Origin of the sequence: Klebsiella sp. GW_Kp182 (assembly GCF_040062275.1) — a bacterium.
GTDB classification, from domain to species: Bacteria; Pseudomonadota; Gammaproteobacteria; order Enterobacterales; family Enterobacteriaceae; genus Klebsiella; species Klebsiella michiganensis.
Window position 1 is genome coordinate 34,387 of the sequence record NZ_JBEAFQ010000078.1, and the last position, 13,910, is coordinate 48,296.

Sequence of the window (13,910 nt, forward strand, 5' to 3'; positions counted from 1 at the left end):
TTTCACTTCTCACTTCACCTGTGGATTCACGCAGTTCTTCTCAACGTTGCCGTTCAGGGCATCAATCAGATTATCCACCGCGCAGGCCGCCATGTTATAGCGGGTTTCATGCGTGGCCGAGCCAATATGCGGCACGGCGACCACGTTTGGCATATTCAGCAGCGGGGAGTCTTTCGCCAGCGGCTCTTGTTCGAAAACGTCGAGGCCGGCGGCATGAATTTCACCTTCCTGCAGTGCGGCAATCAGCGCTTTCTCATCCACCACCGGGCCGCGCCCGGCGTTAATAAAGATGGCCGAGGGCTTCATTTTGGCAAACTGCGCTTTGCCGAACAGATGATGAGTCTCATCGGTCAGCGGCAGGATCAGACAGACAAAATCCGCTTCCTCCAGCAGGGTATCGAGATCGCAGTAGCGGGCGTTAAAGCGCTCCTCTGCCTGAGGGTGCTGGCGGCGGGCGTTGTAGAGGATCGGCATACCAAAGCCCGCGTGGGCGCGCTGGGCAAGCGCCATCCCGATACGCCCCATACCGACGATACCGAGGGTTTTATGGTGCACATCGTTGCCAAACCAGTCCGGACCGATGCTTTTGGTCCACTCGCCGGCCTTCACGCGGTTAGCCACCTCAACCACCCGACGCGCGGTGCTCAATACCAGCGCCATCACGGTATCGGCGACGGTCTCGGTCAGTACCGTCGGGGTGTGCATCAGCAGCACTTTACGCGCATTCAGCGCATCGACGTCGAAGTTGTCATAGCCGACGGAGATGGTCGAGGTCGCACGAAGCTTGGGCATTTTCTCCAGTAACGCGGTATCGACTTTTTCGCTGGAACCCAGCAGACCTACCGCTTCAGCGAACGCGTCGGCGTGCTGTGAAACGGTCTCCGGACGCAGGTTTTTCACCTGGGTGACGGTAAAGTGTTGTTCCAGACGCTGTTGCAGGTCGTCGGGAAGCGTTTTGTAGAGAATGACTGACGGCTTCATGCGGTTCTCCGTTGCGTTAAGGTTTCAGGCGTGACGTGCGCCGAGCGGAAGTTTTTGATTATTAGCAGGCTTAACAATCAAAGTAAGCCATACCGAGACGAAAAGCGCCACTCCCATGAAAATGTACGAGGCTGCGGGGCTGCCGGTGGTGCCGTTCAGGTAACCGACAAACCATGAGCCGAAGAACGAACCCAGCGCGCCCATGCTGTTAATCAGGGCCATGGCGCCTCCGGCGACGTTGCGCGGCAGCATCTCAGGAATGATGGCGAAGAACGGTCCGTAGGGGGCGTACATCGCCGCGCCGGCAATCACCAGCAGGGTATAAGAGACCCAGAAATGGTTGGCGCCAACGGCCCAGGAACCAATAAAGGCGAAGGCGGCAATCAGCAGCAGCGGCCAGACAAACAGCTTGCGGTTCTGCATTTTATCGGAGGCCCAGGAGACCACGATCATCGCGATGGTCGCCGCCAGATAGGGAACGGATGAGAGCCAGCCGACCTCGACCATGCCCATATTCTCGCCGCCGCTGCGGATAATTGACGGCAGCCACAGAACGAAACCGTAAACCCCGATGCTCCAGGCGAAATACTGCATGCACAGCAGGACAACGTTGCGCGAGCGGAAGGCTTCGCCGTAGTTGCGCACCGGTTTGATTCCCTGCTGTTCACGCTCCAGTTGCTCCTGCAACGCGGCTTTTTCGCTTTCCGCTAGCCAGTTGACCTGCGAAGGTTTGTCTTTTACCAGCACCCACCAGCAGAAGGCCCAAATCACCGCCGGAACGCCTTCGATAATAAACATTTCCCGCCAGCCGAAGGCCTGAATCAGGTAACCGGACACCACCGACATCCACAGCACCGTCACCGGGTTGCCGAGGATCAGGAAGGTATTGGCGCGAGAGCGTTCAGATTTAGTAAACCAGTTGCTGATGTAAATCAGCATCGCCGGCATGACCGCGGCCTCGACGACGCCGAGAATAAAGCGAATCGCCGCCAGCGCGGGAATATTGTGCACCATCCCGGTCAGCGAGGCGCAGGCGCCCCACAGGATCAGGCAGATAAAAATGAGTTTGCGTACGCTGCGGCGTTCGGCGTAAATCGCGCCGGGGATCTGAAAGAAGAAGTAGCCGAGGAAGAACAGCGCCCCCAGCAGGGAGGAGATACCTTTGGTGATCCCCAGATCTTCAGTAATACCGGCCGCCGAAGCGAAGCTGAAGTTAGCGCGGTCAAGATATGCCAGGCTATACGTGATAAACACGATAGGCATGATGTACCACCAGCGTTTTGTTGCATTCGTCGAACTATTCATAGGTTTGCCTCTGTGAGTGAGGTGACGCTCATCATAGAAAAGATCCGTTACGCCGCGCTGCATGTAGGGTACAGAACGGCCTGACGTTGTGCTGAATCTGCTTACTCGCCCAGCGCCTCACGCGTGGGTAAGCCTTCGCTATCGCCCTGGACCTGAATGGCCAGTGAGCCGATTTTGTTTCCGCGTTTCACCGCCTGCGGCAGCGGTTTTCCTTCCAGCAGGGCGCTAATCACCCCGACGGCAAAGCCATCGCCGGCGCCAACGGTATCGACGACGTTATCCACTTTTATCGCCGCAACGGCCCCCTGTTCGCCATCGGCGGTTTTATACCAGGCGCCGTCGGAGCCGGTTTTTATGATGACCGCGCGAACGCCGTGGCTGAGATAAAAGTCCGCAATGGCTTCCGGCGTTTGCTGGCCGGTCAGAATCATGCCTTCTTTCAACCCCGGCAGAACCCAGTCGGCCTGAAACGCAAGGCGGTTAAGCTTCTCGACCATCTCGGCTTCGCTTTTCCACAGCGTGGGCCGCAGGTTGGGGTCGAACGAAATCGTTTTTCCCTGCGCTTTCATGGTGCGCGCCGCGCGGTCCAGCAGGGCGTATGAGCTTTCCGACAGCGCGGCGGCCACGCCGCTTAAGTGCAGGTGACGGGCGCTGGCGAAGTATGATTCGTTAAAATCATCCGGCGACAGATGGCTGGCGGCAGAGCCTTTGCGAAAATATTCCACGATGGGATCGGTTCCATTTTCGACTTTAGATTTCAGCTGAAAGCCGGTAGCGTAGCGGCCATCGGTGCTCACGCCGCGGGCGTCGATCCCCTCTTTCGCCAGCGCCGTGAGGACGAAGCGGCCAAAGCTGTCCGCGCCGACGCGGCTTACCCAGCCGACGCTTAAGCCGAGGCGGGCCAGCCCGGTCGCGACGTTCAGTTCCGCGCCCGCCACGCGCTTCATAAAATGTTCTACTTCAGCCAGTTCGCCGGTTTCGGTGGCGACAAACATCGCCATGGCTTCGCCTATCGTGATGACATCTAACGCTTTTTGCATAACTTAATCCTCGCGTAACAGGTTGACGTAGCGGCGGGTCACGGCCGTCAGGTCATGGCCAGTCAGCGGAAATTCGATCCCGCGCGGGGCGTCTGCGGGCAGATTGTCGAGCAGCGCCAGCCAGCGCCCGGACGCTTCATCCGGCGGTACGGCGCGAAACTGCGAATGGTGCGGCTCAGCCGCCTTTACATGAATATAGCTGACGGCAGGCGCCAGGTGGCGCGCGGCCTCTTCCGGCGAGTCGCCAACCCATAGCCAGTTGCCCATATCAAAGGTGAGGGTGATCGGCAGCTGGTTAACCCGACAGGCGGCCTTGAAGCGCTGCATCGGCGCCAGCTGGCCGCAGTCGGTTTGATCGTTTTCCACCACCAGCGCCATGCCGCTCTCGCGCAGGATATCGCGCAGGGTGTCCAGATCGTTTTGGTGGGTAAAGCGGCCCAGTGAGAGCTTCAGCCACAGCGCGTTAAGGGTCTGCGCTTCCTGCAAAAAGTCGGCGAGGCGCGGGTTGAGCGAGCCGTCAGCGGTAAACAGGGCTTCCGGCGCGGAATAGCAAACCAGCAGGCCGCGGCGCTCAATATCGGCGGCCAGTTCCGGCAGGCGGTTCAGCTCATCCGCGCTGAACAGTTCCCGGCGGATCTCTACGCCGTCGGCGCCGGAGCCGGCGATAAACGGCAGGACGGCGGACTGCCCGCCCAGCGCTTTAACACGGTCATTCCCGTACGCGGCGGTAACGACAATAATCTTTCTGGCCATCCTAATACTCCCGACGATAATCTGATGCGTTGTTTATTACGCTAGATGGTATCGGTTCCAAAGCAAAGGCCAGGATGTCTAATTTATGATCGCCATCACGAAGGATCGTTAGCGGGAGGTGGAGCCTCTGACGATCAGCTCGCCGGAAAACACCCGTTCGCAGACCGGGTCGTTGCTGCCTTCAATCCGACGCACCACCTGCTCGACGGCGGCGAAGCCAATCTGCCAGGTCGGCTGTTTGAGCGTGGTGATCCCCACGCCAGCCAGCTCGGCCCACTCCAGTTCATCGAAGCCCAGCAGGCCGATATCGCTGCCCCAAATCAGGCCAACGCGTTTAAGGGAGCGTGCCACTTGCAGGGTCAGCGCGCCGTTGGCGGAAATCACCGCCTTGCGCATGCCGCGATGGTGGGAGTGGAAGTGACGCAGGACGTTATCCAGCATCGCGCCATCGTTCAACGGTACTTCGGCGTTTTCCGCGACAATACCGGTATGGCGCAGGAGGGTCTGGCGAAACGCGCTCAGGCGCTCGCGGCGGGTATTGACCGAGCCGAGGGGTTCGCTAAGGAACAGCAGGGCTTCGAAGCCCTTTTCCACCAGGTGTTCGGTGGCGGTGGTGGCGGCCTGGGTATTATCGAGGCCGACGACATCGCAGGCGAATTCCGGAATTTTGCGGTCGATAAGCACCATTGGCAGCGCCGACTGCTGCAGGCGGTTGAGGCCGTCCTCGCGCATCCCGACCGCGTTGACCACGATCCCCTCCACCTGATAGCTGCGCAGCAGGTCGAGATAGTGCAGCTCCTGGTCCAGCTCATTGTTGGTATTACATACCAGCAGGGTAAATCCTTTTTCGCGACAGGCGGCTTCAATGCCGCTGAGCACGTTGACGGAGTAGGGGTTGGTGATATCGGCGATGATCAGGCCGATCAGCCGGGTACGGCCATGCTTCAGGCCGCGGGCCATCAGGCTGGGACGATAGTCGAGCTCGGCAATGGCTTTTTCAATGCGCCCCAGCAGATCGTCGGAAAGCAGATGCTTCTCGCCGTTCAGATAGCGTGAAATGCTGGTTTTACCGGTCTTTGCGGCTTTCGCCACATCGCTAATGGTTGCTCGCGCCGCTTTCGCCATGGTGGCTTCCTTTGCTGAAATCTGCACACACCTTAGCGCGAAAATTCGCTATATCAAGCATTTTGCCCGGCGAGTCGCCGGGCAAAGAGGGCATTACTGCAGCGGACTGAGGGTAATTTCAACGCGGCGGTTCTGCGCTTTGCCTTCCGCCGTGCTGTTGCTGGCGATCGGGTTCGCCGGGCCCATACCGGTTGTGCGGATGCGATTAGCCGCCACGCCCTGGGTAATAAGCGCGCTGGCGACGCTCTCCGCGCGCTGCTGAGAGAGGCGCATGTTCAGATCCTGGCTGCCGGTGCTGTCGGTATAACCCACTACGTTAACGGCGGTTTTGTCATACTCTTTCAGCACCATCGCCACGCCGGTGAGGGTATTGGCGCCCGCGGGTTTCAGGTTGGCGCTGCTGCTGTCGAAAGTCACATTGTTCGGCATGTTCAGCACGATATTGTCGCCGTTTCGCGTCACGCTTACGCCGGTTCCCTGCATTTTCTCGCGCAGCTTCGCTTCCTGCACGTCCATATAGTAACCGATGCCGCCGCCCAGCGCCGCGCCGGCCGCTGCGCCGATCAGCGCGCCTTTGCCGCGGTCATGTTTGGAAGAGGAGAGCGCCCCAACGCCTGCGCCGACTAACGAACCAATGCCCGCGCCGATCCCGGATTTACCCGCTTCGCGCTCCCCGGTATAGGGATTGGTGGTACAGCCAGAAATGGCCAGTGCGCCGCTAACGACAGCCGCAATCATGAGTACGCGTTTTTTCATCTTATTTCCTTAATCCTTTTTATTCTTTGCCACAGCGACCGTGACGGTTGATTATGACGCCCGAAACCGGAGAAAATTCCGCAGAGAGCATCTCAATTTGTAAATAACATTGAACGGCTGAATAACGTGCCGTCACCACACCTGCTATCGCTGACCAGGAGCCCGCATTGCCAACCTCATCTGCTACCAAAACTATCCTGACCGCAGCCCATTGGGGGCCAATGCTGGTCGAAACCGATGGCGAGAACGTCATCTCTTCGCGCGGGGCGCTTGATACCCCTTTCCCCAACTCGCTGCAAACCGCAGTGCGCGATCAGGTGCATAGCAAAACCCGCGTACGTTATCCGATGGTGCGTAAGGGATTTCTCGCCTCGCCAGAAAGCCCACAAGGCGTGCGCGGGCAGGATGAGTTTGTGCGGGTGAGCTGGGAGCAGGCGCTGGATCTGATTCACGCCCAGCACCGGCGCATTCGCGAAAGCTACGGCCCGGCGTCGATTTTTGCGGGCTCCTACGGCTGGCGCTCAAATGGCGTACTGCACAAAGCGGCGACGCTGCTTCAGCGCTATATGAGCCTGGCGGGTGGCTATACCGGGCATCTGGGCGATTATTCCACCGGCGCGGCCCAGGCGATCATGCCGTACGTGGTTGGCGGTAATGAGGTTTATCAGCAGCAGACCAGCTGGCCAATGGTGTTGGAACATAGCGATGTCGTGGTGCTGTGGAGCGCTAACCCATTAAATACGCTAAAAATTGCCTGGAACGCTTCCGATGAGCAGGGCATCCCGTGGTTCGATCGTCTGCGTCAGAGTGGGAAGCGGGTGATCTGCATCGATCCAATGCGATCGGAAACGGCGGAATTCTTTGGCGACGCGGCGGAGTGGATCGCCCCGCATATGGGCACCGACGTGGCGCTGATGCTCGGTATCGCCCATACGCTGGTGGAAAACGGCTGGCAGGATGACGCGTTTTTGGCCCGCTGCACCAGCGGCTATGACGTTTTCGCCCGCTATCTGACCGGGGAGAGCGACGGAACGGCAAAAACGGCGGAATGGGCGGCGGCGATCTGCGGCATTAGCGCGGAGAAAATTCGCGAACTGGCACAACTTTTCCACGAAAACACCACCATGTTGATGTCCGGCTGGGGAATGCAGCGCCAGCAGTTTGGCGAACAAAAACACTGGATGCTGGTGACCCTTGCCGCCATGCTCGGCCAGATAGGCACCCGGGGCGGGGGCTTTGGCCTTTCCTATCACTTTGCCAACGGCGGCAACCCTACGCGCCGCGCGGCGGTGCTGGCCTCAATGCAGGGCAGCGTGGCGGGCGGGACCGATGGAGTGGAAAAAATCCCGGTCGCGCGTATCGTTGAAGCGCTGGAAAACCCCGGAGCGTCTTATCAACATAACGGTATGGAACGCCGCTTCCCGGATATCCGCTTTATCTGGTGGGCGGGCGGCGCCAACTTTACCCACCATCAGGATACCAACCGGCTGATCCGCGCCTGGCAAAAACCGGAGCTTATCGTCATTTCCGAATGCTTCTGGACCGCCGCGGCGCGCCATGCCGATATCGTGCTGCCCGCGACGACCTCATTTGAACGCAACGATATGACCATGACCGGCGACTACAGCAACCAGCATCTGGTGCCGATGAAGCGGGTGGTCGCGCCGCGCGATGAAGCGCGCGATGATTTCGAGGTCTTCGCCGACCTCAGCGAGCGCTGGGAAGCGGGCGGTCGGGAGCGCTTCACCGAGGGTAAAAACGATCTGCAGTGGCTGGAGACGTTTTACCAGATTGCCGCCCAGCGCGGGGCGGCGCAGCAGGTTACGCTGCCGCCGTTCGCCCAGTTCTGGCAGGATAATCAGCTGATTGAAATGCCGGAGAACCCCGAAAACGCGCGCTTCGCCCGCTTTGCCGCCTTCAAGGCCGATCCGCAGGCGAATCCGCTGAAAACCGCCAGCGGTAAAATTGAGATACACTCGCCGACCATCGCCGGGTTTGCTTATCCGGATTGCCCGCCGCACCCGATGTGGCTGGAGCCGGACGAATGGCACGGCAATGCGCAGAAAGGCCAGCTCCAGGTGCTGTCAGCGCATCCGGCGCACCGCCTCCACAGCCAGCTCAACCATACGTCGCTGCGCGAACAGTACGCGGTGGCGGGTCGTGAACCGTTAACCCTTCATCCGCGCGATGCGCAGGCGCGCAATATCGCCGATGGCGATCTGGTGCGGGTATGGAATTCACGCGGCCAGGTGCTGGCCGGCGCGGTAGTGACCGACGGCATTCGTCCCGGGGTTATCTGCTTGCACGAAGGAGCATGGCCCGATCTCGACCCTCAGGCGGGAATTTGCAAAAACGGTGCGGTGAACGTGCTGACCAAAGATATTCCGACATCGCGGCTGGGTAACGGCTGCGCCGGAAATACGGCGCTGGCCTGGCTGGAAAAGTATACCGGGCCCGAGCTTACGCTGACGGCATTTGATCCGCCGACCAATGCATAATCCAGGTCGGATGCTGGGTTTCATCCTGCCATGCGCAGTCTTCAATGCGGAAGCCCTGCGCATGGTAGAAATTCACCGCCTGAACGTTTTTCTGGTATACCTCAAGGGTTAGCCAACCGTAGTGTTTTTTGACTTCGCCGATCAGCGCGCTACCGATGCCCTGCCTGGCGGCATCCGGCGCGACGAACAGCGCGCCGATGAAGCGTGACTCCATCACGCTGATAAAACCCTTCAGCACGCCGTCCTGCTCCCATACCCAGGTTTGCGCGGAGGGCAGGTAAACGTCGCGCACTATCGCCAGGCTGTCATGCCAGTAGCTTTCGGCGATAAACGGATGCGCGTGGATCGTACTCTCAAGCCACAGCTCGAGCAGCGGGCCGGTTTCGTTAGCGTCCCAGTTACGAATCATCCTGGCCTCCTGAGCGACAGAAACAGTCGATGACGTGGTCGTTGACCAGACCGCAGGCCTGCATAAAGGAGTAGCAGATAGTGGAGCCGACAAACTTAAAGCCCCGTTTTTTCAGCGCTTTCGACAATGCGTCAGAAGCCGGGGTGGTTGTCGGGATCTCCGCCAGCGTGGCGGCGGCCGTCACCTGGGGGTGATTATCGACGAATGACCAGACGAAATCTGCGAAAGGTTCGCCATTTTTTTCCATCGCCAGGAAGGCGCGGGCGTTGCCGATGATGGCCTGAATTTTACCGCGATGGCGAATAATACCGGCGTCGAGAACCAGACGTTCAATGTCTTCTTCGTCCATTGCCGCGACGCGAACCGGATCAAACTGGTGAAAAGCGCGGCGGTAGTTTTCACGCTTTTTCAGCACGGTGATCCACGACAGTCCGGCCTGCTGGCCTTCGAGACAAATCATCTCAAACAGCTTGCGGGGATTCTTTTCAGCAACGCCCCACTCCTTGTCGTGGTACTCAATGTATAAAGGATCCTGACTGACCCATCCGCAACGTTGCATCTGTCTCTCCCTTTTGTGATAAAAACTCAGTCGTTCAACTTGACGGCTGAAAGATAAAGATAATAGTTAATACAGGGTTATTATTCCCCAAGCAGGGATAGGACACCCATAAAAAAAACACAGCAACCTTGCCGTTTCGGCTCTTTTTGGAGTCGCATTAATGATAATAAAGAAATGCAATGGCCTCCGGGTATTCCTGGTCCCGGCGTGCGTATCCGTCTGGGCGTCGTGTGTTGCCGGGGCGAATGCCTGGCAACAGGAATATATCGCTATCGATACAAAAAGTAATACTGCGGAACGCTATACATGGGACAGCGATCACCAACCGCGCTATGAAGATATTCTCGCGGAGCGGATAAATGCGTCCGACGATCCTTCCGGACTGGCGTTTAATCAGGCGGTCTCTCCGGTGGATAGCGCACGCGGTATGAGCGTTGGCTGGAATTTCTCTCTGACCGAGGGGATGACGTCCGGCCCGGTCGCCAGTTTACATTCCGATCTGACGTCGCCGCCGCTTACCCGCAATGCGGCCGGAACCGGCTATGTGAATACGCTGGGCTGGCGGGTTGATTATCAGAAGCTATGGGGCGTACATCCGTGGGCTCAGGTGAGCTATAACCAGGAGTTGACGACGGATTTCGGCGGGGCGAACCGCGCTCAGGACGGAGCCTGGCGGGACGTGACGCTGGGCGCAGATATGTCGCTCAACTCTCATCTTGCCGCCTGGGCGGCGCTGTCCCAGGCGGACAATTTACCCACCGGGGCAAACTATCTCTATTTAATGGGCGTGAGCGCCAATTTTTAATTTATTGTGGATACGCTGGCGGCGCTTGTGATTCGGCTCATCCCTGAGCCTCACCCGGATGGGGCTGCGGCATGCCGCCATTCTGCCACTCGAGTTATTCAGGCTAAATATGTAGCATAGTTGATACGTTTAATTTACTTTATCATTACAGCAATGACGCATCTTACAGCGGTAGCGGGCACTAACTTTTCGATAAATCGTTAAGGCGTGAATGTTTTGCAATGTCATTCATTCCGCCTTTAATGCATTTCATTCCGCGGTAGCGGCAGCTCATGCCTTTTTTCCCCAGACTTACAGGGGACTTCGTTATGGTGGCGGCAGTTAATTATTCAGGACAACTGCTATGAACGCTGCAAACCGTCAATACACCCGCTGGCTTACGCTGCTCGGCACTATCATTACGCAATTTGCGCTGGGATCGGTTTATACATGGAGTTTGTTCAATAGTTCGCTTTCCGCCAAGCTGGACGAACCGGTAAGCCAGGTGGCGTTTTCATTCGGCCTGTTAAGCCTCGGCCTGGCGCTCTCTTCATCCGTGGCCGGTAAATTACAGGAACGTTTCGGCGTTAAACGCGTCACCATGGCTTCCGGCGTCCTGCTGGGCCTCGGATTCTTCCTTACCGCGCATTCAAACAGCCTGATGATGCTGTGGCTGAGCGCGGGTCTGCTGGTTGGGCTGGCCGACGGTGCCGGCTATTTGCTGACGCTGTCGAACTGCGTTAAATGGTTCCCGGAACGTAAGGGACTGATTTCGGCTTTTTCCATCGGTGCTTACGGGCTTGGCAGCCTGGGTTTTAAATTTATTGATTCCCATCTGCTGGCGACGGTCGGCCTGGAAAAAACCTTTATTATCTGGGGCGCTATCGTGCTGGTGATGATCGTTTTTGGCGCGACGCTGATGACAGACGCGCCGAACCACACCGCTACCGCCAACAACGGCGTCGTCGAAAATGACTTCACCCTCGCCGAATCGATGCGTAAACCTCAGTACTGGATGCTGGCGGTGATGTTCCTGACCGCCTGCATGAGCGGCCTGTACGTGATTGGCGTGGCGAAAGATATCGCCCAGGGGATGGTGCACCTCGATGTTGCGACGGCTGCCAACGCGGTGACGGTGATCTCTATCGCTAACCTGAGCGGGCGCCTGGTTCTGGGCATTCTGTCCGATAAAATGTCCCGCATCCGGGTGATTACCATCGGACAGGTTGTCTCGCTTATCGGTATGGCGGCGCTGCTGTTCGCTCCGCTGAACGCCATGACGTTCTTCGCCGCTATCGCCTGCGTGGCCTTTAACTTCGGCGGTACGATTACCGTCTTCCCGTCGCTGGTCAGCGAGTTCTTTGGCCTCAATAACCTGGCGAAAAACTACGGCGTGATTTATCTCGGCTTTGGTATCGGCAGCATCTGCGGTTCGCTGATTGCTTCCCTGTTCGGCGGTTTCTACGTGACCTTCTGCGTCATCTTTGCGCTGCTGATTCTCTCTCTGGCGCTTTCGACAACGATTCGCCAGCCGAAAAGTGAAATTTACCACCAGGCTCACGCCTGAAACCGGGTGTTATCCCGGCCCCGATGATTAATTCCCTAAGCTAATAGTGCCAATCCAACCAAATGTTTTGTAAATGTTTGGTTGGATCACATTCCCTCCTGATACTTTTTCCTTCCGCTGTGGTCTACTTATCGCGCTTTGTAGAGGTTTCTTATAACCAAGCTAAACGCACTTTATTAACCTGCTTACTTATATCGCTTAAGTCGGGCGGTTTTATCTCTTCGTTTTCCAGGTTTTTTGCATGAAATACATTAAAACGATGACGCAGCTGAAGCTCAGTATCTGGCTGGCGCTGTACATCGGCTGGTTTATGAACGCTGCCGTATTCTTCCGCCGCTTCGAGGGGTACGCTCAGGAGTTTACCATCTGGAAAGGACTCTCAGGTGCAGTTGAGCTGATAGGGACCTTTCTGGTCACCTTCTTTCTGCTGCGTGTTTTGTCGCTGTTTGGCCGCCGGGTCTGGCGTATTCTCGCGACCATCGTCGTACTCTTCTCCGCCGCCGCCAGCTATTACATGACCTTCCTGAACGTGGTGATCGGCTACGGGATTATTGCCTCGGTGATGACCACTGACATCGACTTGTCCAGAGAGGTTATCGGCTGGCACCTGATTCTCTGGCTGGTGCTGATGAGCGCGCTGCCGCTGGTGCTTATCTGGAGCAACCGCTGTCGCTTCACCCTGCTGCGTCAAATTCGTACGCCCGGCCAGCGGATGAAGAATATTACTATCGTGCTGCTGGCTGGCCTGATGGTCTGGGGCCCTATTCGCTTGCTGGAGGTTCGTCAGAAGAACTTTGAGCGCAGTTCCGAAGTCGATCTGCCAAGCTATGGCGGGGTGGTGGCTAACTCCTATCTGCCGTCTAACTGGCTATCAGCGCTGGGGCTTTACGCGTGGGCGCAGGTGGACGAGTCTTCCGATAATAAATCCCTGATCAATCCGGCGAAAAAATTCACCTACGTTGAGCCGCAAGGGCTGGATGATACTTACGTGGTGTTTATCATCGGCGAAACCACCCGCTGGGACCATATGGGCATCCTGGGCTATAGCCGCAATACCACGCCTAAGCTGGCGCAGGAGAAAAACCTGGTCGCTTTCCGCGGATACTCCTGCGATACCGCTACTAAGCTGTCGCTGCGCTGTATGTTCGTTCGTCAGGGCGGAGCGGATGATAACCCGCAGCGGACGCTGAAAGAACAGAACGTCTTTGCCGTCCTGCACCAGCTCGGCTTTACCGGCAACCTGTACGCCATGCAGAGCGAGATGTGGTTCTACAGCAACACGATGGCGAACAATATCGCCTATCGCGAGCAGATTGGCGCTGAGCCGAGTAACCGCGGCAAGAGCGTTGACGATATGCTGCTGGTGGATGAGATGAAGCGCGGTCTGGCGAAGAATCCCAATGGTAAGCACCTGATTATTCTGCATACCAAAGGATCGCACTTTAACTATACCCAGCGCTATCCGCGCAGCTTTGCGCAGTGGAAGCCGGAGTGCGTCGGCGTCGATAATAAATGCTCGAAGGCTGAGCTGATTAACTCGTACGATAACAGCGTGACCTACGTCGATCACTTTATCGTCAGCGTGCTGGATCAGCTGCGGGACAAGAAGGCGATTGTTTTCTATGCGGCCGACCACGGCGAGTCCATCAACGAGCGCGAACACCTGCACGGTACGCCGCGCAAGATGGCGCCGCCGGAGCAGTTCCGCGTGCCGATGCTGGTGTGGATGTCGGATAAGTATCTGGCGTCGCCCGACCACGCAGCTTCTTTTGCGCGCCTGAAGCAGCAGGCGGCCATGAAGGTGCCGCGTCGTCACGTAGAGCTGTATGACACCATTATGGGCTGTCTTGGCTATACTTCGCCGGACGGCGGGATTAACCAATATAACAACTGGTGCCACGTTCCTGACGCTGCGGCGAAGAAGGAATAGCAGAGTGGCGAGTTTCTCGCCGCTTGAGCGACTTTTTCATAATAAGGCATTGACGGGTGTGTATCGCAGCAGTAAGATGCGCCCGCATTCGGTGATTGGCGCAGCCTGGTAGCGCACTTCGTTCGGGACGAAGGGGTCGGAGGTTCGAATCCTCTATCACCGACCAAATTCGAAAAGCCTGCTCAACGAGCAGGCTTTTTTGC

The 13,910-nt window shown here is 57.6% G+C and carries 12 protein-coding genes and 1 tRNA gene; 5 read left to right on the plus strand and 8 right to left on the minus strand.

What is annotated here, in order from left to right:
* Window positions 1-9: 9 nt before the first annotated feature.
* The 6 genes from ghrB to ABLU88_RS28350 form a co-directional block, all read right to left on the minus strand.
* The gene (gene ghrB / locus ABLU88_RS28325) at window positions 10-981 is read right to left on the minus strand and encodes a glyoxylate/hydroxypyruvate reductase GhrB (RefSeq protein WP_009652700.1); all 972 of its coding nucleotides are present in this window, start codon (window positions 979-981) and stop codon (window positions 10-12) included.
* Window positions 982-1,005: 24 nt separating this feature from the next.
* Window positions 1,006-2,286 carry an MFS transporter gene (locus tag ABLU88_RS28330; protein ID WP_004855346.1) on the minus strand — a complete coding sequence of 427 codons (1,281 nt, stop codon included), beginning with the start codon at window positions 2,284-2,286 and terminating at the stop codon, window positions 1,006-1,008.
* A gap of 101 nt (window positions 2,287-2,387) precedes the next feature.
* Complete coding sequence (locus ABLU88_RS28335) at window positions 2,388-3,326, minus strand: sugar kinase (protein ID WP_004855344.1); 939 nt, start codon at window positions 3,324-3,326, stop codon at window positions 2,388-2,390.
* A gap of 3 nt (window positions 3,327-3,329) precedes the next feature.
* Window positions 3,330-4,079, minus strand: coding sequence for a sugar phosphate isomerase/epimerase (locus ABLU88_RS28340; RefSeq protein WP_064377564.1), 750 nt, complete (start codon window positions 4,077-4,079; stop codon window positions 3,330-3,332).
* A gap of 108 nt (window positions 4,080-4,187) precedes the next feature.
* Window positions 4,188-5,204, minus strand: coding sequence for a LacI family DNA-binding transcriptional regulator (locus tag ABLU88_RS28345; RefSeq protein WP_004855337.1), 1,017 nt, complete (start codon window positions 5,202-5,204; stop codon window positions 4,188-4,190).
* A 93-nt stretch (window positions 5,205-5,297) separates the two neighbouring features.
* The gene (locus ABLU88_RS28350; protein ID WP_049082779.1) at window positions 5,298-5,960 is read right to left on the minus strand and encodes an OmpA family lipoprotein; all 663 of its coding nucleotides are present in this window, start codon (window positions 5,958-5,960) and stop codon (window positions 5,298-5,300) included.
* A gap of 167 nt (window positions 5,961-6,127) precedes the next feature.
* Between ABLU88_RS28350 and ABLU88_RS28355 the strand changes: the two genes are divergently transcribed.
* Window positions 6,128-8,458, plus strand: a complete 2,331-nt coding sequence (locus ABLU88_RS28355; RefSeq protein ID WP_348838845.1) for a molybdopterin guanine dinucleotide-containing S/N-oxide reductase — start codon at window positions 6,128-6,130, stop codon at window positions 8,456-8,458.
* Here the strand turns inward: ABLU88_RS28355 and ABLU88_RS28360 are convergent.
* Together ABLU88_RS28360 and tag are read right to left on the minus strand one after the other, a co-directional pair.
* Entirely contained in the window at window positions 8,421-8,867 is a 447-nt protein-coding gene (locus tag ABLU88_RS28360; protein WP_004137819.1) for an N-acetyltransferase, read from the minus strand. The two genes, ABLU88_RS28355 and ABLU88_RS28360, sit on opposite strands and share 38 nt — an antisense overlap.
* Window positions 8,857-9,426 carry a DNA-3-methyladenine glycosylase I gene (gene tag, locus ABLU88_RS28365; protein WP_025106795.1) on the minus strand — a complete coding sequence of 190 codons (570 nt, stop codon included), beginning with the start codon at window positions 9,424-9,426 and terminating at the stop codon, window positions 8,857-8,859. The genes ABLU88_RS28360 and tag overlap by 11 nt, the downstream gene beginning before the upstream one ends.
* Window positions 9,427-9,586: 160 nt before the next feature.
* Here tag and ABLU88_RS28370 point away from each other — a divergent pair, with 160 nt between their 5' ends.
* The 4 genes from ABLU88_RS28370 to ABLU88_RS28385 all read left to right on the plus strand — a co-directional run bounded on the left by ABLU88_RS28370 (window position 9,587) and on the right by ABLU88_RS28385 (window position 13,873).
* The gene (locus ABLU88_RS28370) at window positions 9,587-10,231 is read left to right on the plus strand and encodes a lipase (RefSeq protein WP_014227192.1); all 645 of its coding nucleotides are present in this window, start codon (window positions 9,587-9,589) and stop codon (window positions 10,229-10,231) included.
* Window positions 10,232-10,574: 343 nt separating this feature from the next.
* A complete protein-coding gene (locus ABLU88_RS28375) occupies window positions 10,575-11,777 on the plus strand; it encodes an MFS transporter (RefSeq protein ID WP_014227191.1) in 1,203 nt (400 codons plus the stop codon).
* Window positions 11,778-12,018: 241 nt separating this feature from the next.
* On the plus strand, window positions 12,019-13,707 hold the full coding sequence (gene eptB / locus ABLU88_RS28380) for a kdo(2)-lipid A phosphoethanolamine 7''-transferase (protein WP_348838851.1): 1,689 nt from the start codon (window positions 12,019-12,021) through the stop codon (window positions 13,705-13,707).
* An 89-nt stretch (window positions 13,708-13,796) separates the two neighbouring features.
* Window positions 13,797-13,873, plus strand: a tRNA-Pro gene (locus tag ABLU88_RS28385).
* Window positions 13,874-13,910 lie beyond the last annotated feature (37 nt).

Coding starts and splice junctions, on each gene's coding strand:
- ABLU88_RS28330 (WP_004855346.1), bottom strand. CDS start 2,286: ATGAATAGTTCGACGAATGCAACAAAACGCTGGTGGTACATCATGCCT.
- ABLU88_RS28375 (WP_014227191.1), top strand. CDS start 10,575: ATGAACGCTGCAAACCGTCAATACACCCGCTGGCTTACGCTGCTCGGC.
- ABLU88_RS28335 (WP_004855344.1), bottom strand. CDS start 3,326: ATGCAAAAAGCGTTAGATGTCATCACGATAGGCGAAGCCATGGCGATG.
- ghrB (WP_009652700.1), bottom strand. CDS start 981: ATGAAGCCGTCAGTCATTCTCTACAAAACGCTTCCCGACGACCTGCAA.
- eptB (WP_348838851.1), top strand. CDS start 12,019: ATGAAATACATTAAAACGATGACGCAGCTGAAGCTCAGTATCTGGCTG.
- ABLU88_RS28370 (WP_014227192.1), top strand. CDS start 9,587: ATGATAATAAAGAAATGCAATGGCCTCCGGGTATTCCTGGTCCCGGCG.
- tag (WP_025106795.1), bottom strand. CDS start 9,426: ATGCAACGTTGCGGATGGGTCAGTCAGGATCCTTTATACATTGAGTAC.
- ABLU88_RS28360 (WP_004137819.1), bottom strand. CDS start 8,867: ATGATTCGTAACTGGGACGCTAACGAAACCGGCCCGCTGCTCGAGCTG.
- ABLU88_RS28345 (WP_004855337.1), bottom strand. CDS start 5,204: ATGGCGAAAGCGGCGCGAGCAACCATTAGCGATGTGGCGAAAGCCGCA.
- ABLU88_RS28340 (WP_064377564.1), bottom strand. CDS start 4,079: ATGGCCAGAAAGATTATTGTCGTTACCGCCGCGTACGGGAATGACCGT.
- ABLU88_RS28350 (WP_049082779.1), bottom strand. CDS start 5,960: ATGAAAAAACGCGTACTCATGATTGCGGCTGTCGTTAGCGGCGCACTG.